Genomic DNA, 16,923 nt, shown 5'->3' with positions numbered 1-16,923 from the left:
AATTTTCAGCATGGTTTCCGTTCTCTTTTCTTCCGGCAGCCGCCGCTGTCAGCCCGTGATGAATCCACGGAAACATCTTGACAAGGGTCTTTCATGAGTTCTCTTCCTATGTTATAATAACAGAGAACATTGGGCCATGGCCGAAAGCTGACCGCGCGTTTTACGGTTTCGCGGTCCATGGTATCATGAGAACAGGATTCGACAGAAAAGGCGGCGATCTCTTGTATCAGACGTGGGAAGAACTGGAACATGCGTGCCTGAACTGCACCAACTGCGGATTATGCGAAGGGCGCACAAATGTCGTATTCGGCATGGGGAACCGGAAAGCGAAGGTTCTCTTTGTCGGCGAAGGACCCGGCGAACAGGAAGATCTGCAGGGCAAGCCGTTCGTCGGGCGCAGCGGGCAGCTTCTGGATAAGATGCTGGACGCGGTGGACCTCAACCGCGAGAAGAACATCTATATCGGCAACATCGTGAAATGCAGGCCGCCGAAAAACCGCGACCCCCAGCCGGAGGAACAGGAGCAGTGCATCGGATGGCTCCGCAACCAGGTCGCGCTGATGCACCCAAAAATCATCGTCTGCCTCGGGCGCATCGCAGCCGCGAAACTGATCCGCCCGGATTTCAAAATCATGAAGGAACACGGGATGTTTACCGAAAAAAGCGGCGTTTTCATGATGGGGACCCTCCACCCCGCGGCACTGCTGAGAAACCCGCATAACAAACCGGGGGCGTTTGAGGATTTTCTCAGGCTGCGGGACAAGATGAACGAACTGGGAATTGAATAGACCCGCCTTTATGTAACAAGCGTCGCTTGGAACCAAATCCAAACGGCGCTTTTGCTATTCCGCGTTTTTAATTTCTTCCCGAAGGTCCTCAATGTATGGTTCCAGCTTGTCCTTGCGTTCCTGGTCGTTTTCTTTTTCCGCCAATCGATAGTAAGCCAGGTAAACCATCAGCTTGCTCTGCAGCGCGGTTTTCGCGTTTGAATTCATTTTAGACCTCCTGTATCCTTATTTTGTTTACATAATACCATGAAAATATGAACTCATTGTGAACGCGCTCCTTGGGTTCAGCCTCCGAGCGTCACATCGCAGCCCTGATACCAGCGGAGCGCATCGAGAAAATGCGAGGGCCGAAAGTCCGGCCAGAAATCGTCGACAACGTAAAAATCGGCGTACACCGACTGCGCCGGCAGGAAGCCGCTCAAGCGCCTTCTCCCTCCCCATCGGATGATCAGGTCTATCCTGGATATCTTGGACGACCTCAGACGGCCGTTTTCCCTCAGCCCATCCAGATCCCATTCCCAGTCATAGTTTACCAGAAAATTCAAATTGATCCTGCCCTGCCCGAAGCAGACGCGTTGGTTCGCATACTTCTGCAATTCTCCCGGAAAAGCCGGCGACCCGGTATTTCCGACGACGAACAGATTGGCGTCTTTCCCGCTCAGGAGCTCGACGGCATCCACACACGCCTTCGTAAAAGCCTCGCGCTGCTTTTGAACCCTCTTGTTATTGTCTTTTGTAAAACCGTAAAAGGTCGCTTCCCGAATTCCATACTCTAACAGCATTTCATACAGCTGGAACCCGGGTTCGATCCCATGCCCGTATCCGTCTTCCTTTTGCAGTCCGTTTTGCTGGGCCCACCTTCTGTTGCCGTCCGGAATGATGCCGATATGCGCGGGGATTCTTTTAAACTGTTCCATAATCAATCCTCATGAGGGAAAGCGATTTATGTTCCATCGAAACACAGGCTTTATTATTTCCCGATAATTCCTTATCACTGAAAACGGTTTTTAGAAAATGATAGAATGAGATAAAAATGGGGAGATGATGTATTTGATCAAGCAGATGCAGGATGGGAAAATCGACCTAAAGGCACTTGAAATCACAGATATTGTGGACATGGGGCTGCTGCAGAAATTTCAGGACAATTTCGCCACAGGAATGAACTGCGCCAGCATCACGGTCGACCGCCGCGGAAATCCGATCACCGAACCCAGTTCATACACGAAGTTCTGTACCGAATGGATCCATAAAACAGAGGCGGGAGACGCCCGCTGCGCGGAGTCACACCATCGGATGGGGCTGGAGGCGGCCAGAACCGGACGGCCGTATATCGGGAACTGTCACGCCGGGCTGATCGATTTCGCGGCTCCCGTCGTCGTTGACGGCGAGCTTCTCGGCACCGTTCTTGGGGGCCAATGCCTTGCGGACAAACCCGAAGAAAATGCTTTCCGTAAAACCGCCGAGGAGATCGGGCTCAGTGAGACAGGGCTCCTGGCTGCCGCGCGAGAGATCGATATAACAAAAAAGGAAAATATCGCGGCGGCCGCCGAAGTGCTCTTCATCGTCGTAAACGCGTTCGCCCAAAGCGGTTACGCAAAACTGCATCTGGAAATCATCGCGAAAAAGCTCGCGGGCAAGTTTGTGGAGGTTTCCGCGACACTGGAAGAGCTTGCCTCTTCTTCCCAAAGTATTATGGGCGAACAGCAGAGTTTAAATCATGAAATTTCACAGATCGGAAAATTTAATGAAGAAATCGGCAATATTCTGGCCATGATCAACAAAATAGCTATGAATACGAAGATCCTCGGCCTGAATTCCTCCATTGAGGCGGCCCACGCGGGGGAATTCGGCGCCGGCTTTTCGGTTGTCGCCAAAGAGATCAAGGATCTTTCGGATCACTCAAAAGAGACGGTAAATGAAATCTCCCTCCTGACAGAAAAGATCAAGAAGTCCATCAGCGAAACGGTAACCCACTCTGAAGCTACTCTCAGCACCTCTCTGGAACAGACGAAAGCACTGGAAGACGTGGCAAACGCGGTCCAGCAGATCGTACACCTGGCGGATGAACTGGACAGCATGCTGAAAGGCAGAGAAGAATTCTGACCATGTCCTCAGTCAGCAGGACGCCGCGCGGCTCTCTGGCCGCGCGGCGTTTTATCCGAATCAGCTCCCCTGAACAATTTTCTCAAGACAATGAATCAGGTCCTGCAGATTGTGAATCTGAACATTCTGTTTCATAATTTCCGCTTTTAAATCCGGCGAAAGAGAATTAAACCGATCCTTCATTTTCGGATCAATTTCTGTCATGCAAGATCACCCCGCGGATTAGCATTTCCCTTTCTTCAGAAAAAAAACATTCTTCCGCGATGATTGAAAGAAGCTCAGATCCCGTGTTTGACCCTGTCCCGCTCCTCGGCACGTTTGGCATCGTTCCAGCGGTCCATCGTCCCGACCAGATATCCCGTGATCCTGCGGATCCGCTCAAACGGAACGGGTTCCAGCTCATAGGACAGATTCACGTACCCGCCATCCGGCTCGATCCGCAGGGAGCTGATCGCCCTGCCCGGATTTTTTTGATTGACATACTGAATATAATTTTTTACCTCGGATTCTGCAATTGTGTTCCCAACAACCGTCACATTCGTCTGCATCCTTTTCAGCCTCCTTTATTGCTGTTTGCATTATACAACATATGGAAACAATAGTCAACAGTCAAGCTATATATAGTTTAACTGTAAAAAGGGATGCCGCATAGGCTCCAGCGCATGCCGATCAATCAGGACGGAATTCGCATAAAATTTACGAAAACGTAACGCAGTGCGGTAAGATCTGTGGTATGATAACAATTAAATAAAAAAGGGATGCCTCAAATTATACAGCGGAGAGTATATCGTATGATTAGTCCAACTTATGGTAACTGCAACGACGATCAGATGATCGGCATCATAACAAATTACATCAAGTCAAATTATAAAACATCGGAAGGTTTCAACCTTGTCGTCGGGACGGACAGTCAGAACTATTCCGATACGAAAATGGTTGTGGTCATCGCGGTCCAGAACGTGGGCCACGGCGGTATTTTTTTCTACGATATTCTTCGGATCAAAAGAATCGACAATATGAGGCAGAAACTTTTTTACGAGACAAGTTTAAGCCTGAAATACGCTGACAAACTGATCGCCGAAATTGAAAATTATTGTAAAAAAATTAATTTCGATTTCAACAATGTCAGCTTTTGCATTCATGTGGATGTCGGGAAAAAGGGGAAAACCAGCAAGTTAATTCCGGAACTTGTCTCATGGGTCAAAGCCTGCGGCTATGACTGCAAAATAAAACCGGATTCCTTTGCGGCAAGCAGCATTGCGGATAAGATCAGCAAATAGTCCTTTCCGGTGTTGATAAACGAAGGCTTTTCCCGTCACTGCCTCACGATCATTCCTGTTCGATTGCTCTGACGGCTGAAGCAGCGGCCTCAAAGGAGGACCAAATGAACACAGATGAACTTCCCGGCGTCGTTATCGCGGGCGCCGGCACCATGGGAACCGCACTTGCACAGATCTTTGCTCAGCATGGATTGTCAGTTACATTATGGAACCGCAGCGAGAAGGGAATCGACCGGGCAAAAGCCGTCATTCAGAAAAACCAGATCTCAATGGTGGATTCAGGGCGAATCACCGGCGCGGAATCGGCAAAATTGACGGAGCGGATCGACGCAGTGACCGGCGAAGCCTGCTTCTCTTCCGCCCGCTTCGTTCTGGAAAGCATTGCCGAAGATTTAGAAATCAAACAGGATTTTTTCCGCCGTATCAGCGCGACGGTACCGAAGGACTGTATCATCGCAACCAATACCTCCGGTCTGTCCATCACTCTGCTGGGAACGGCGGTCCTGCATGCAGGGCGGTTCGTCGGAATGCACTGGATCAATCCGCCGTACCTGATTCCGCTGGTAGAAATAATCCGGGGCGGAAAAACCTCGGAAGATACCTTAAATTTTGTTTATGACCTGGCCGTGCGGCTTGGCAAAAAGCCGATCCGCGCGAAAGATGTGCCGGGTTTCGTTCTGAACCGGCTTCAGTTTGCCGTTCTGCGGGAAGCCCTTTCCCTGGCGGAAAGCGGCGCTGCAAGCCCCGAGGATATCGACAGAGCCATGAAGTATGGGCTTGGCCTCCGTTACGCTTGTCTCGGTCCGTTTGAGACCGCGGATCTCGCCGGCCTTGATGTTTTTACTCACATTGCCGATTATCTGTTTGCCGATCTCGACAACAGCGCCGAAGTGCCGAAGACGCTGAAAGCTCTTTACGACAGGGGTGACTGGGGCGTAAAAAGCGGACGCGGTTTTTACAACTACACCGGCGGTAAAGCAGCCAAGGCTGTAGAAAAGCGGGACCAAAATCTCATCAAAATTACCGGCGCTTTGGGCCGCGGCAAAATCTGACGAGGCCGGACGGAAACCGGAAAAACGCTTTGGCTTGTCGAAAAACATGCGGGCCGGATCCATTTTTACGGATCCGGCCCGCATGTTTTATCCTTGTGAAAAAATCAGTCTTTTGATTTAGAGGCAACCTCTTCGGAGGCCTTCTTAACAAATTCAGAGAGGCTCATGGTGCCGAGGTCCCCGTTTTTGCGGCTGCGCACGGAAATTTCCCCGCTCTGCGCTTCCATCTCCCCGATCACAATCATATAAGGGATTTTCTGAAGCTGCGCTTCACGGATCTTGTAGCCGATTTTTTCATTCCGCGAGTCAAGCTCCACGCGCAGGCCCGCGGCGGCGAGCTCATCCGCCACCTTGCCGGCATAGCCCTGCGTACTTTCGGAAATCGGAAGGACCTTGACCTGGACCGGAGCCAGCCACAGCGGGAAAGCGCCCGCGTAGTGCTCCGTCAGAATGCCGATGAACCGCTCGATACTTCCGAAAATCACGCGGTGGATCATGACCGGCCGGTGCTTCTCGCCGTCCGCGCCGGTATAGGTCAGGTCGAAGCGCTCCGGCATCTGAAAGTCGAGCTGAATCGTGCCGCACTGCCATGTCCGGCCGATCGAGTCGCGCAGGTGGAAGTCGATCTTCGGGCCGTAGAACGCACCGTCGCCCTCGTTGATCACATAGGGTTTGCCATTCGCTTTCAGCGCGTGAATCAGCGCGTTCGTCGCCGTCTTCCACTGCTCGTCGGTGCCCATGGAGTCTTTCGGACGGGTGGACAGCTCCAGGCTGTATTCAAAGCCGAACACCTTATAAAAGCTGTCGATCAGGTTCATTACGCCGAGGATCTCGCTTTCGATCTGATCCGGCGTCATGAAGATGTGGGCGTCGTCCTGGGTGAAGCAGCGCACGCGCATCAGGCCGTGCAGCGCGCCGGACAGCTCGTGCCGGTGCACCAGCCCCAGCTCCGCCACGCGCTCCGGGAGATCCCGGTAAGAGTGCAGCTTGCGTTTGTAGACCAGCATCCCTCCGGGGCAGTTCATCGGCTTAATGCAGTAGTCTTCGTCGTCGATCTTCGTCGTGTACATGTTGTCCTTGTAGTGGTCCCAGTGCCCCGAACGGAGCCAGAGGTCTTTGCTCAGGATGATCGGAGTACGGATTTCCTCATAGCCGTGCTTCGCGTGTTCCTCGCGCCAAAAATTTTCGAGCACGTTCCGCAGAACCATGCCCTTCGGGAGGAAGAACGGGAAACCGGGCCCTTCGTCGTAGATATCGAAGAGGTCGAGGTCGCGGCCGAGCTTGCGGTGGTCGCGTTTTTTCGCCTCTTCCATCATCGTCAGGTAAGCGTCGAGCTCCGAGGCTTTCGGGAACGAAATGCCGTAGACGCGCTGCAGCATTTTATTGTTCTTGTCCGCGCGCCAATAGGCGCCGGTGCAGTTGGTCAGCTTGACCGCCCTCACCTGCCCGGTGGTCATCAGATGCGGGCCGGCGCACAGGTCGACATAGTCTCCCTGCTTGTAAAAGCTGATCTTCTCCCCTTTGCCGGAGTGCTCTTTGATCAGCTCCACCTTGTAGATCTGATGCTCTTTTTCCATCAGGGCAACGGCGTCCTTCGGGTCGAGCTCAAAGCGCTCCAGCGGAAGGTCCTGCTTGATGATCTTCTTCATTTCGGCTTCGATGGCGGAAAGGTCCTCCGGCGTCAGCGTGCGGGGAAGATCGAAGTCGTAATAAAAACCGTTTTCTATCGCGGGGCCGATGGCGAATCCGGCATCCGGGAACAGGTGCTTGACAGCCTGCGCCATGATGTGGGAGGTCGTATGCCAGTAGGCGTGCTTTCCTTCCGCGTCGTCAAAAGTCAGGATCTGAAGCTCGCAGTCCTCGGTCAGCGCCGTGCGCAGGTCCACCGTTTTTCCGTTGATTTTTCCGGCGCATGCGGCTTTGTAAAGCCCTGCGCCGATCGATTTCGCAACCTCCGCGACGGTTGTGCCGCTTTCATAATCGCGGACATCGCCCTTTAAGCTGACATGAATCATCCTAAACTACACTCCTTTGAAAAATAAAAAACCCCGCCCCAAAACATGGGGCGGGGAATTGATCCCGCGGTTCCACCCAATTGCGGCAAAAGCGGTGCTTCTGCCCTCATTGCGGTCCGATAACGGAGACATCCCGGCGCGCCTTTCGCAGTTCCGCTTCGGCGCACACTCAGAGGCGGTAGCCGCCGTCCGTCCTGCTGCGCGCGCTTTCAGCTTACAGCGCGCGCTCTCTGAAGCGGAGCTCTGACGCGGCTTCCTCGTCAACATTTTAGAGAATAAATTTTCCATGAACATTAAAAAGCATGACCACTGCTGTATTTTATATATGATAGCACCGTCTCCCCCGATTGTCAAGATCCGCGTAACCTTCGCAGGCCTCTCTCTCCGGTCATGCCTGAAATAAGCAAAATCCCTTCCGGATTTCTATGTAAATTTCTTGACAGACCGGCACAAAAAGTAATACAATTATTTTTATAATGCAATATTTTGCATTGATGGGTTAACGCACCCATGATACCCATTTTTATAATTTTAATTTTTGAAATTTTTTCTAGTAAAAGGAAAAGGAGGTGCCAACATTTGACTGTCGATATCACCACCTGCATCATCATTACCGCTGTCTTTACAGTGGCTGCGGCGGTTATTGCGTTCCTTGCGGGAATTGTCCACCGCAAAAAGACCGCCGAATATACCATTGGTTCTGCCGAGCAGGAAGCAAAGCGGATTGTAAGCGACGCGATCAAGACGGCGGAAGCGAAAAAGAAGGAAGCCATTCTGGAGGGAAAAGACGAAATCCACCGCCAGAGAACGGAGTCCGAAAAGGAACTGAACGACCGCCGGAAAGAAATTCAGCGGCAGGAACGCCGCATTCAGCAAAAGGAAGAAACGCTCGACAAAAAGACGGAAAGCCTGGAAGCCAAAGACGAGATCCTGAACAATAAGATCAAGCACGCGGACGAACGGCTCGGCGAAGCGGAAGCTCTGAAAAAGAACCAGTTTGAAATGCTTGAGCGTATTTCCGGTTTTACAAAGGATCAGGCCAAGGACTACCTGCTGAATAATCTTGAAAACGAGCTGACCCATGAAAAGGCCGTCAAATTGATGGAGTTTGAACAGCAGACGCGGGAAGAAGCCGAAAAAAGCGCGCGCGAAATTATTTCCACCGCAATCCAGCGCTGTGCCGCCGACCACGTTGCGGAAGCCACGATCTCCGTTGTGCCGCTGCCCAACGACGAGATGAAGGGCAGAATTATCGGCCGCGAGGGAAGGAACATCCGGGCGATCGAGACTATGACCGGAGTCGACCTGATTATTGACGACACGCCGGAGGCAATCACTCTCTCCTGTTTCGAGCCGGTGCGCCGCGAGGTGGCGCGCATCGCTCTGGAGCATCTGATTGCCGATGGGAGAATTCATCCTGCGAGAATTGAGGAGACCATTGAAAAAGCCCGGCGGGAAGTGGACGCCACCATTAAACAGGAAGGAGAACACGCCGTGATCGAAGCCGGCGTGAACGGCGTCCATCCGGAACTGGTCAAGCTGCTGGGACGGCTGCGTTACCGCACCAGTTATGGCCAAAACGTGCTGAACCACTCTCTGGAAGTCGCCTACCTTGCCGGCATGATGGCAAGCGAGCTTGGACTGGACCCCACGATTGCGCGCAGGGCAGGCCTGCTGCATGACATCGGGAAAGCGCTGGACCACGAAATCGAAGGTTCCCATGTCGACATCGGAGTCGACATGGCCCGCAAATATAAAGAAAGTGACGCTGTGGTGCACGCGATTCAGGCTCACCACGGGGACGTGGAAGCAAAAACCATCGTCGCCTGCCTGGTTCAGGCAGCCGATGCGATCAGCGCGGCCCGCCCGGGAGCAAGGCGCGAGAATCTGGAAAATTACATCAAGCGCCTGGAAAAACTGGAAGCTGTTGCCTCGTCGTTTGACGGAGTGGACCGCAGTTATGCCATTCAGGCTGGCCGCGAAATCCGGATCATGGTGAAACCCGAGTCCGTCGGCGACGACAAAATGGCGCTTTTGGCTCGTGACATTTGCAAAAAAATTGAAAGCGATCTGGAATATCCGGGTCAAATCAAGGTTACCATAATCCGTGAGAGCAGAGCAATCGAATATGCAAAGTGAGGGAAGGCATCACGCCTGACATGGGGGGAACAGGGGCTGTTCCCCCCTCTTTGTTTGCATTTTCTGTCTGAAGGAGGATTCAATGATGAACATTCTGGCAATTGGTGATGTGGTCGGCAGTATCGGCTGTAATTTTCTCCGCAGACACCTGCCCTCCGTCAAAAAGCTGAAGGGAATCGACCTGGTCATTGCGAATGGAGAAAACTCCGCAGACGGGAACGGCCTGACCCCCGCGTCCGCCCGCCATCTGTTCGACAGCGGCGTAGATGTCATCACTTCCGGAAATCACAGCTTCCGGCGCAGGGAAAGTTATGATTTTTATGATTCCTGCCCCGCTTTGCTGCGCCCTGCCAACTTTCCTTCCGCGGCGCCCGGCAAAGGATTTGAGATCATCGACCTCGGCCGGGTCCAGGTCGGCGTTTTAAACCTGATCGGAGTCGTTTATATGGAGAGCATGGAATCCCCTTTTGACGCGGCGGACCGAATTCTTTCGGCGGGCACGCCGAAAATCACGCTCGTGGATTTTCACGCGGAGGCAACCGGGGAAAAACGCTCGCTCGCCTACTACCTGGACGGACGCGTCTCAGCCGTTTTCGGCACCCACACCCATGTTCAGACCGCGGATGAAACCATCCTTCCGAAAGGCACGGGGTATCTGTCCGACCTGGGCATGACGGGGCCCGTTCAGTCCGTTCTGGGGGTCAAGCCCGAACTGGTGATCCAGAAAATGAGGACCAAAATGCCGGTCCGTTTCGACCTGGCGGACGGCGACTGCCGGATGGACGGAGCCGTTTTATCCGTGGATGAAAAATCAGGCAGAACCGTTTCCATTGAAAGAATACAAATACTCTAATTTGCTTTGGCTATTCTGCTAATAATTTTTAGATATAGCAATTATTTTTTATTAAAATAACTTGCAAAAACTGTTTTTTCGATTTATGATGTATCTATAAATATAAGTTGGGGGATAGCTTATGGAAATCTTAAAAGTGTCGTCAAAATCGGCGCCTAATTCCGTTGCCGGCGCGGTTGCGGGTGTCATCCGGGAATCCGGCTCGGTCGAGATTCAGGCCGTCGGCGCCGGCGCTACCAATCAGGCTATCAAAGCCATAGCTATCGCGCGCGGTTATCTTGCTCCGTCGGGAATCGATGCCGTCTGCACGCCTGCATTTGCAAGCGTAACGATCGACGGAGAGGAGCGAACCGCAATCAAGCTCATTGTGGAACCCCGGTAGAGCAAACCGATATCCTCACCTTGAGTGAGGATATTTTCATTCCAGGCCTAAAGCCCCGGCTTATTTTTAACGATTGAATCCATTGGAAGTGTATGGTATAATAACCTCACGGTGTAAACGGAGGCAAAGCTTCCGACGCCTGAGAGTACACTGAACCATGAATCGTGGCTGACCGCGCGTTTCGCGGCTTCGCGGTTCATGGTATCATAGCCGGGACGGAGCTCGCAGGTCCGGCTTCCAACCGCTGTTTGAATTGAGGGAGTGCTGACAAAGTGATGAACGGGATCGATCTGAAAAATGCTATCATATCCGGTGCCAATAATATAGTCCGATATAAAACATCTGTTGATGAACTCAACATTTTTCCCGTTCCGGATGGAGACACGGGAACCAATATGTCCATGACCATGGGATCGGCCGCCGCAGAACTGGTGAAGACAAGTTCAAATTCCGCCGGAGAGGTCGCGAAGATCGCTTCGGGCGCCCTCCTCCGCGGGGCGAGAGGCAATTCAGGGGTCATCCTTTCCCTTTTGTTCCGAGGATTTGCGAAAGGCCTGGAGGGGATGGATGAGGTCGGGGGCTCCGACCTCGCCGCCGCGCTCGGCATCGGAGTGGAGGCCGCCTACAAAGCGGTCATGAAGCCGACCGAGGGAACCATTCTGACCGTGTCCCGCATCGCCTGTGAAGCAGGCAAGGCGGCCGCGCAGGACGACGACAATCCGGTCGTCGTCTGGGAAGCCATCTGCAAGGGAGCAGAGGAGGCCCTCGCCAGAACCCCGGAGCTTCTCCCCGTCCTCAAACGGGCCGGCGTTGTCGACGCCGGGGGCAAAGGGCTGTGCTATATTTTCGACGGGATGCTGAGCGTCTTCCGCGACCACACGATCCTCTCCGGCGAAACGGCGGAAGCCGGCGGCGGTTCCGGAAACGACAGAACGCTGAACAGCGACTTTTTCCGCAACGCGGCCGCGGAATTCGACGAAGTCATCAATTTTACCTACTGCACCGAATTCATCATCGGGCGGAATCCGGAGTGCGGGAAAGACCCGCAGGACCTTCGCACTTACCTTGAAAGCATGGGCGACTGCGTCCTGGTCGTGGACGACGATGAAATCATCAAAGTCCACGTGCATACGGAGGACCCCGGCAACGCGCTGGAGGCGGGCCTCGCCTATGGTCAGCTCCTGACCGTGAAGGTCGACAATATGAAGGAGCAGCACCGGAAAAACGCCGAGGAAAACGAAGCCGCCAAGGCGAAATCCGCCGCGCCGCCGGAACCGGCGGAACCGGTGGAGGAAATCGGTTTCGTCGCGGTCGCCGCGGGCGAAGGACTCAAAACGCTGTTTACGGATCTTGGCTGCGCACAGGTCGTCAGCGGCGGGCAGACCATGAATCCCAGCACCGAGGAGCTAATGGCCGCTGCCCTCGCAACGCCGGCGAAGACCGTCATCATTATGCCGAACAATAAAAATATCATTCTGGCGGCGGAACAGACCATCCCCCTGATCCAGGACCGCAAGGTGATCGTGCTGCCGACCCGCACCATTCCGCAGGGCCTTTCCGCCCTTCTGGCCTACAACCCGGACGCGAGCGTGGAAGTCAACACCGTCGGCATGATGGAAGCCGCTTCCGGCGTGCAGACCGGCACCGTCACATTTGCGGCAAGGGACTCCGAGTTCGGCGGAAAGCGGATCCGCGAGGGGGATACACTTGGACTGGTCAACGGGAAACTGAGTGTCATCGAAAAGAACAGGGACGCGGTCCATGTCTGCTCCAAGCTGACCCGGTCCATGGTCGGACGCGGCACCTCGTTCATCACCCTGATCTACGGTGCGGACGTGACCGAGGAAATGGCCAACGATGCGTGCAGCCGCATCAAATCCAAGGTCAGCAGCGATATTGAGATCACCCTTGTCAACGGCGGACAGCCGGTTTATTATTTTATCATTTCAGTGGAATAACGCCATGCCCGCCTGAAAAAACAAAACACAGTTTGCAGGTGGTAGAATGGCCAGCTTATTCAAACAGGATATCCAGACCCTGAAAGGCGTCGGCAGGCGGCGCGCGGAGCTGTTCCGAAAGCTCGGCGCGCCGTCGGTCGGCGCCTTGCTGCGTCTGTACCCCCGTGCTTACGAGGACCTGAGCCGCCCGTTTCCGGTCCGCACCGCCCCCCTGGGAACGGTCTGCGCCGTGCGGGCCGCCGTTGAAAAAGCGCCAACGGAGACCCGCATCCGCGGCGGAATGACGCTTTATAAGACCCGCGCCTTTGATGGCGAAAGCACCCTGGAACTGACTTTCTTCAACAACCGCTATGTGATGAACCTGCTGCATCCGGGCGAAGAATATCTGTTTTACGGCAAAGTCACCGCCAATTTCCTGAAACGGGAAATGATTTCTCCGGAATTTTATCCGGCGGCGTCCTGCCCCCCTGTTCTGCCGGTCTATCGCCAGACCAGCGGGCTTTCCAGCCGCTTGATCGGAAACGCGGTGCGCGAGGCGCTCCGGCTGCTGCCGGACCCGATGGCGGACCCACTTCCCCCGATGCTTCGAAAAGAGCAAACTCTCAGCAGCCTGGATTTCGCCTTGAAGAACATTCATTTCCCGGACGATATGGAATCGCTGAAATCGGCCCGCGAGCGGCTGATCTTTGAAGAATTTCTGGTGCTGCAGCTCGGCCTACTGAGAATTGGGGGCCGTACCCGAGCCAGGAGCCGGTTTCAGCTTCAAAGCGACCGGACCGGTGAATTTTACCGTCTGCTGCCGTTTCAGCCCACAGAGGCCCAGAAAAGGGCGGTGCGCGAATCGATGGCGGACATGCTCGGCGGTTTCCCGATGAACCGCCTGATTCAGGGGGATGTGGGGTCGGGAAAGACGGCAGTCGCGGCAGCCCTGTGCCATTCGGCGATCAAGAACGGAATGCAGGCCGCCCTGATGGCTCCGACGGAAATCCTGGCAAGGCAGCACGCGCGGACGCTTTCCGCCCTGCTGTCGCCGACGGGGATCCGGATCGGCCTTCTGACCGGTTCCCTGCCCGCCGCTGAAAAGCGGAAGCTGCGCGGCGCCCTGGCCGACGGGGAGATCGACCTGCTGGTCGGCACCCACGCGCTGATTTCGGACGGCGTGAGCTTCAAACGGCTCGGCCTGGTCGTCACGGACGAACAGCACCGGTTCGGCGTGGCCCAACGGGCGGCGCTCGCCGCAAAAGGGGACCGTCCCCATACGCTGGTCATGAGCGCGACGCCGATCCCGCGCACGCTCGCCCTGATGATCTACGGCGATCTGGATCTTTCCATTCTCGACGAACTGCCGCCCGGAAGAAAGGAAACAAAAACCTATGCCGTGACGCCGGACGTCCGGCCGCGCGTTTTCGCTTTTGTGCGCAGGTACGTGCGGGAAAGCCGGCAGTGCTATATCATCTGCCCGATGATCGACGAAAGCGGGAGCGATATGGAAAGCGTGAATTCCTACGCGCAGCGCCTGAAAAGCAAATGGCTGCCCGACTGCCGGATCGGCACCCTGCACGGAAAAATGAAGCCGAAGGAAAAAGAAGCGGTCATGAACCGCTTTTCAGCGGGGGAAATCGACGTTCTGGTCTCCACCACCGTCGTGGAGGTCGGCGTGGACGTGCCGAACGCGACCGTCATGCTGATCGAGAACGCGGAGCGGTACGGCCTTTCCCAACTGCACCAGCTCCGGGGCCGGATCGGGCGGGGAACCTGCGCCTCGACCTGTATCCTGATCTCAGCCGCGCGGAACGAGGAGGCGCTCGCCCGGCTGAAAATCCTGTGCTCCACCTCCGACGGCTTTCAAATCGCGGACGAGGACCTAAAGCTGCGGGGACCCGGCGATTTCTTCGGAGACCGGCAGCACGGCCTTCCGGACCTGAAAATCGCGGATATGACGACAAACATGGAATCTCTGCGGAAAGCGCAGGAAACCGCCCAAAAAATTTTCCGAGCGGACCCGGAGCTGTCCCTTCCGGAGCACCGGGGCCTGCGCGCCGAGGTCAGACAGCTCTTTCAAAACTGGACGGACTGATCTTTCAAAGGACCGCATTGAAAAAATGCGGTCCTTTTTGATAGATTTCCTTGCACGCCCGCGAATATTTAAGGTGAGCGCGCAAATATGCAGGGAACGGCAGAAAAGGAGAAAACATGTTTGATGCTAAAAAGATAGACGGCAATAATTTTATCGGGCGGCTGAAAGCGCGGGACGAACGGGCGCTGGATTATGTGATCGATTCCTACGGGGGAATGATCCGGTCCATCGTGCGCCGGCGCCTTTCCTCGCTTCCGGACCAATGGGAGGAATGCGAGGACGACATCCTTCTCGCTGTCTGGAACGAAATTGAGCATTTTGACAGTACGAAAAGCAGCTTTTCAGGCTGGCTGTCGGCGGTCTGCCGGTACAAGGCCATCGACCGTCTGCGCCGGTCTTCCCGGTTTCAAAGCGAGCTTCCGCTCCCCTCGGAGGGCGAGGAAGAAGCCCTCTGCACTGCGGAAAACGAATCCGCATGCGAAGCCAGGGAAGCGGTCCGGGATTTGCTTCGGGACCTGCCGGAAGAAGACCGCAAGCTGTTCTGGGACTGCTACGTCCGCGAAAAGCCGGCCGAACAGCTCGCGCGGGAACGGAATATCAGGGTATCGGCGCTGTACAACCGCCTTTCCCGCGGAAGAAAAAAACTGAGACAATGCAGGGAGGTTAAGCCATGAAAAACATCTACGACTTGCTAAACGATGTTCAGGAAAAATCTGAGGACACCGGGAATCCGGTCTTAAACCGTTCGGAACGCGCAAAAATGAAGCGCGAATTCCGGCGCGCCGCCGGCCTGAACAAAAAATCCACCGTCCGCTGGACGACCGCGGCGGCCTGCCTGGTCTGCCTGGTCGGCTTCTCCCAAACGGCGTTCGCAAAAACGGCGATCGACGGAATCCTTCAGACCATCAGTCTGGGGCACAACACCGTTCTGGTGGAGGACCCGAACGCAGCGCCCTCAAAGCCGGAGGTTTACGATAAGGACGGAAATCCGATCACCAGCATGCCGGGAGGCAAAGACATTGACATCTACGACAAGAATGGCAAGAAACTCGGCACCATCGCGAACGGAGACCATTCGGACAATCGCGTCACTGAAAAGGAATTGAGCAAGGCCGTTGCTCAGCTTACCTTCCAGCCCCTGCTTCCCGCATCGATGCCTTCCGGCTATGCGTTCGACTGCGCAAAGCTCTATCCGGACGACAATGGAAAAATAGACGGAGATTATGCCGACTTCTATTTTACCAACGGCGATAAGAAAATTTTTGTCCAGGAAAGACGGAACACATCGGAAGCCGCGACGGAAACCGGCGGTACCGATGTGAAAGTGCTGAATATCAATGGGCATAAAGCCGCGCTGATCGACGGCGACACGCTCGAGTGGGAAACAGACAAAGTAAGCGTTTATATCGCGGCCCAAAAGAACCTTTCCGAACAGGAGCTGATCTCGTTCGCGAAGTCCTTTCAGGTGTCAAAGTAATTCTCAATATTTGATGGACGCAGGATAAGCTGCTGATAAATGCTCCGGCTCTGCACACGCAGCAGCCGGAGCATTTGTTACTTTTTGAAGTGGTGTTTCGACGGAATCTCCCAGGCCGGGAGAACCCCCTCAAACACCGCGTAGTTTTTATAGGTGACCTTTCGGTCGATATGCAGGGAGCCGAAAAACCACTTTTCATAGCTGACCTGCTTCGTGATCTGCTCAAAGAACGCTTCCAGCTGATTTTTCCCATCCGTCCCAGGTTCGGACGGTCCGGGTCCCATTTTCGGCGGCGGCGTGTGGGTGACGATATAATCCACCTGTCTTCCCACGGCTTTCAAATTCTCGGCGCCCTCGCGCATCTCCTCCATGGTGGGCATTTCCCGTTCCCACCATTTCCCGGCCTCCATGCGCAGCTGCTTTTCGCTGCTTTCACCGCCGCCGAAGGCAAAAATTTTCTTTCCCTCGATTTCATAAACCTGACCGCGCATCAAATGATACAGATTGCCGCTGATCTGCCGCACCTTGCCGCCGTTCCACTGGGAGGCGGGGTATTTCTCCAACAGATCATAATTTTCATGCGCCCCGTCCAGAAACAGAATTCCGTATTTTTTTTTGCCCAGCTTTTTCAGGATCTTTTCCTCCGCCGGGCCTCCGTCCCAGATAAATCCGAAATCCCCGCAGACAATCAGCGTGTCCCCCGCTTTCAGCCTGCGCATCTGAGGAGAATCAAATCGGCGCAGCTCCCCATGCGTATCGGCAGTCAGATAGATCATACCGGTTTCCTCCAGTCAGCTCG

Annotated in this window: 17 protein-coding genes; 11 read left to right on the top strand and 6 right to left on the bottom strand. The window is 54.6% G+C overall.

What is annotated here, in order from left to right; all coding sequences use genetic code 11:
* The first annotated feature begins 221 nt into the window (after window positions 1-221).
* Window positions 222-788 carry a uracil-DNA glycosylase gene (locus tag EQM14_RS05280; protein WP_128741972.1) on the top strand — a complete coding sequence of 189 codons (567 nt, stop codon included), beginning with the start codon at window positions 222-224 and terminating at the stop codon, window positions 786-788.
* A gap of 54 nt (window positions 789-842) precedes the next feature.
* Here EQM14_RS05280 and EQM14_RS16300 read toward each other — a convergent pair whose 3' ends face one another.
* The gene (locus tag EQM14_RS16300; protein WP_164918975.1) at window positions 843-995 is read right to left on the bottom strand and encodes a hypothetical protein; all 153 of its coding nucleotides are present in this window, start codon (window positions 993-995) and stop codon (window positions 843-845) included.
* Window positions 996-1,072: 77 nt separating this feature from the next.
* Complete coding sequence (locus EQM14_RS05275) at window positions 1,073-1,705, bottom strand: undecaprenyl diphosphate synthase family protein (RefSeq protein WP_128741971.1); 633 nt, start codon at window positions 1,703-1,705, stop codon at window positions 1,073-1,075.
* Window positions 1,706-1,838: 133 nt separating this feature from the next.
* Between EQM14_RS05275 and EQM14_RS05270 the strand changes: the two genes are divergently transcribed.
* Window positions 1,839-2,891 (top strand): PocR ligand-binding domain-containing protein, encoded by a 1,053-nt coding sequence (locus tag EQM14_RS05270; RefSeq protein ID WP_243112642.1) that lies wholly within the window; start codon window positions 1,839-1,841, stop codon window positions 2,889-2,891.
* A gap of 60 nt (window positions 2,892-2,951) precedes the next feature.
* Here the strand turns inward: EQM14_RS05270 and EQM14_RS16295 are convergent, their stop codons facing one another.
* Both EQM14_RS16295 and nrdD read right to left on the bottom strand, forming a co-directional pair.
* Entirely contained in the window at window positions 2,952-3,095 is a 144-nt protein-coding gene (locus EQM14_RS16295) for a hypothetical protein (protein ID WP_164918974.1), read from the bottom strand.
* Between the two features lie 74 nt (window positions 3,096-3,169).
* Window positions 3,170-3,439 (bottom strand): anaerobic ribonucleoside-triphosphate reductase, encoded by a 270-nt coding sequence (gene nrdD / locus EQM14_RS05265; protein ID WP_128741970.1) that lies wholly within the window; start codon window positions 3,437-3,439, stop codon window positions 3,170-3,172.
* 243 nt (window positions 3,440-3,682) lie between these two features.
* On the opposite strand from nrdD, the gene EQM14_RS05260 reads away from it, so the two are divergent.
* Window positions 3,683-4,171, top strand: a complete 489-nt coding sequence (locus EQM14_RS05260; protein ID WP_128741969.1) for a ribonuclease H-like YkuK family protein — start codon at window positions 3,683-3,685, stop codon at window positions 4,169-4,171.
* Between the two features lie 104 nt (window positions 4,172-4,275).
* Window positions 4,276-5,223: a 3-hydroxyacyl-CoA dehydrogenase family protein gene (locus EQM14_RS05255; RefSeq protein WP_128741968.1), complete on the top strand. Its 948-nt coding sequence runs from the start codon at window positions 4,276-4,278 to the stop codon at window positions 5,221-5,223.
* A 104-nt stretch (window positions 5,224-5,327) separates the two neighbouring features.
* Here EQM14_RS05255 and thrS read toward each other — a convergent pair whose 3' ends face one another.
* A complete protein-coding gene (gene thrS / locus EQM14_RS05250; protein ID WP_128741967.1) occupies window positions 5,328-7,238 on the bottom strand; it encodes a threonine--tRNA ligase in 1,911 nt (636 codons plus the stop codon).
* A gap of 579 nt (window positions 7,239-7,817) precedes the next feature.
* Here thrS and rny point away from each other — a divergent pair.
* The 7 genes from rny (at window position 7,818) to EQM14_RS05215 (ending at window position 16,124) form a co-directional block, all read left to right on the top strand.
* On the top strand, window positions 7,818-9,377 hold the full coding sequence (rny, locus tag EQM14_RS05245; protein ID WP_442861476.1) for a ribonuclease Y: 1,560 nt from the start codon (window positions 7,818-7,820) through the stop codon (window positions 9,375-9,377).
* A gap of 85 nt (window positions 9,378-9,462) precedes the next feature.
* Complete coding sequence (locus tag EQM14_RS05240) at window positions 9,463-10,230, top strand: TIGR00282 family metallophosphoesterase (protein ID WP_128744239.1); 768 nt, start codon at window positions 9,463-9,465, stop codon at window positions 10,228-10,230.
* Between the two features lie 121 nt (window positions 10,231-10,351).
* Window positions 10,352-10,612, top strand: coding sequence for a stage V sporulation protein S (locus EQM14_RS05235; protein WP_128741965.1), 261 nt, complete (start codon window positions 10,352-10,354; stop codon window positions 10,610-10,612).
* A 272-nt stretch (window positions 10,613-10,884) separates the two neighbouring features.
* The gene (locus tag EQM14_RS05230) at window positions 10,885-12,570 is read left to right on the top strand and encodes a DAK2 domain-containing protein (protein ID WP_128741964.1); all 1,686 of its coding nucleotides are present in this window, start codon (window positions 10,885-10,887) and stop codon (window positions 12,568-12,570) included.
* A gap of 46 nt (window positions 12,571-12,616) precedes the next feature.
* A complete protein-coding gene (recG, locus tag EQM14_RS05225; protein WP_128741963.1) occupies window positions 12,617-14,647 on the top strand; it encodes an ATP-dependent DNA helicase RecG in 2,031 nt (676 codons plus the stop codon).
* A gap of 116 nt (window positions 14,648-14,763) precedes the next feature.
* A complete protein-coding gene (locus EQM14_RS05220; RefSeq protein ID WP_128741962.1) occupies window positions 14,764-15,321 on the top strand; it encodes a sigma-70 family RNA polymerase sigma factor in 558 nt (185 codons plus the stop codon).
* Window positions 15,318-16,124: a DUF4367 domain-containing protein gene (locus EQM14_RS05215; protein WP_128741961.1), complete on the top strand. Its 807-nt coding sequence runs from the start codon at window positions 15,318-15,320 to the stop codon at window positions 16,122-16,124. Before EQM14_RS05220 ends, EQM14_RS05215 begins: the two co-directional genes overlap by 4 nt.
* Before the next feature lie 77 nt (window positions 16,125-16,201).
* Here EQM14_RS05215 and EQM14_RS05210 read toward each other — a convergent pair whose 3' ends face one another.
* On the bottom strand, window positions 16,202-16,900 hold the full coding sequence (locus EQM14_RS05210) for a metallophosphoesterase family protein (RefSeq protein ID WP_128741960.1): 699 nt from the start codon (window positions 16,898-16,900) through the stop codon (window positions 16,202-16,204).
* Between the last annotated feature and the right edge of the window lie 23 nt (window positions 16,901-16,923).

Origin of the sequence: Caproiciproducens sp. NJN-50 (assembly GCF_004103755.1) — a bacterium.
In the GTDB taxonomy this organism is placed as follows: domain Bacteria; phylum Bacillota; class Clostridia; order Oscillospirales; family Acutalibacteraceae; genus Caproicibacter.
The sequence above is the reverse complement of the archived record's forward strand: the minus strand, read 5'-3'. Positions and strand labels throughout refer to the sequence as shown.

Coding starts and splice junctions, on each gene's coding strand:
- EQM14_RS05255 (WP_128741968.1), top strand. CDS start 4,276: ATGAACACAGATGAACTTCCCGGCGTCGTTATCGCGGGCGCCGGCACC.
- EQM14_RS05220 (WP_128741962.1), top strand. CDS start 14,764: ATGTTTGATGCTAAAAAGATAGACGGCAATAATTTTATCGGGCGGCTG.
- EQM14_RS16300 (WP_164918975.1), bottom strand. CDS start 995: ATGAATTCAAACGCGAAAACCGCGCTGCAGAGCAAGCTGATGGTTTAC.
- EQM14_RS05215 (WP_128741961.1), top strand. CDS start 15,318: ATGAAAAACATCTACGACTTGCTAAACGATGTTCAGGAAAAATCTGAG.
- recG (WP_128741963.1), top strand. CDS start 12,617: ATGGCCAGCTTATTCAAACAGGATATCCAGACCCTGAAAGGCGTCGGC.
- EQM14_RS05275 (WP_128741971.1), bottom strand. CDS start 1,705: ATGGAACAGTTTAAAAGAATCCCCGCGCATATCGGCATCATTCCGGAC.
- EQM14_RS05235 (WP_128741965.1), top strand. CDS start 10,352: ATGGAAATCTTAAAAGTGTCGTCAAAATCGGCGCCTAATTCCGTTGCC.
- EQM14_RS05240 (WP_128744239.1), top strand. CDS start 9,463: ATGAACATTCTGGCAATTGGTGATGTGGTCGGCAGTATCGGCTGTAAT.
- thrS (WP_128741967.1), bottom strand. CDS start 7,238: ATGATTCATGTCAGCTTAAAGGGCGATGTCCGCGATTATGAAAGCGGC.
- nrdD (WP_128741970.1), bottom strand. CDS start 3,439: ATGCAGACGAATGTGACGGTTGTTGGGAACACAATTGCAGAATCCGAG.
- EQM14_RS05260 (WP_128741969.1), top strand. CDS start 3,683: ATGATTAGTCCAACTTATGGTAACTGCAACGACGATCAGATGATCGGC.
- EQM14_RS05210 (WP_128741960.1), bottom strand. CDS start 16,900: ATGATCTATCTGACTGCCGATACGCATGGGGAGCTGCGCCGATTTGAT.
- EQM14_RS16295 (WP_164918974.1), bottom strand. CDS start 3,095: ATGACAGAAATTGATCCGAAAATGAAGGATCGGTTTAATTCTCTTTCG.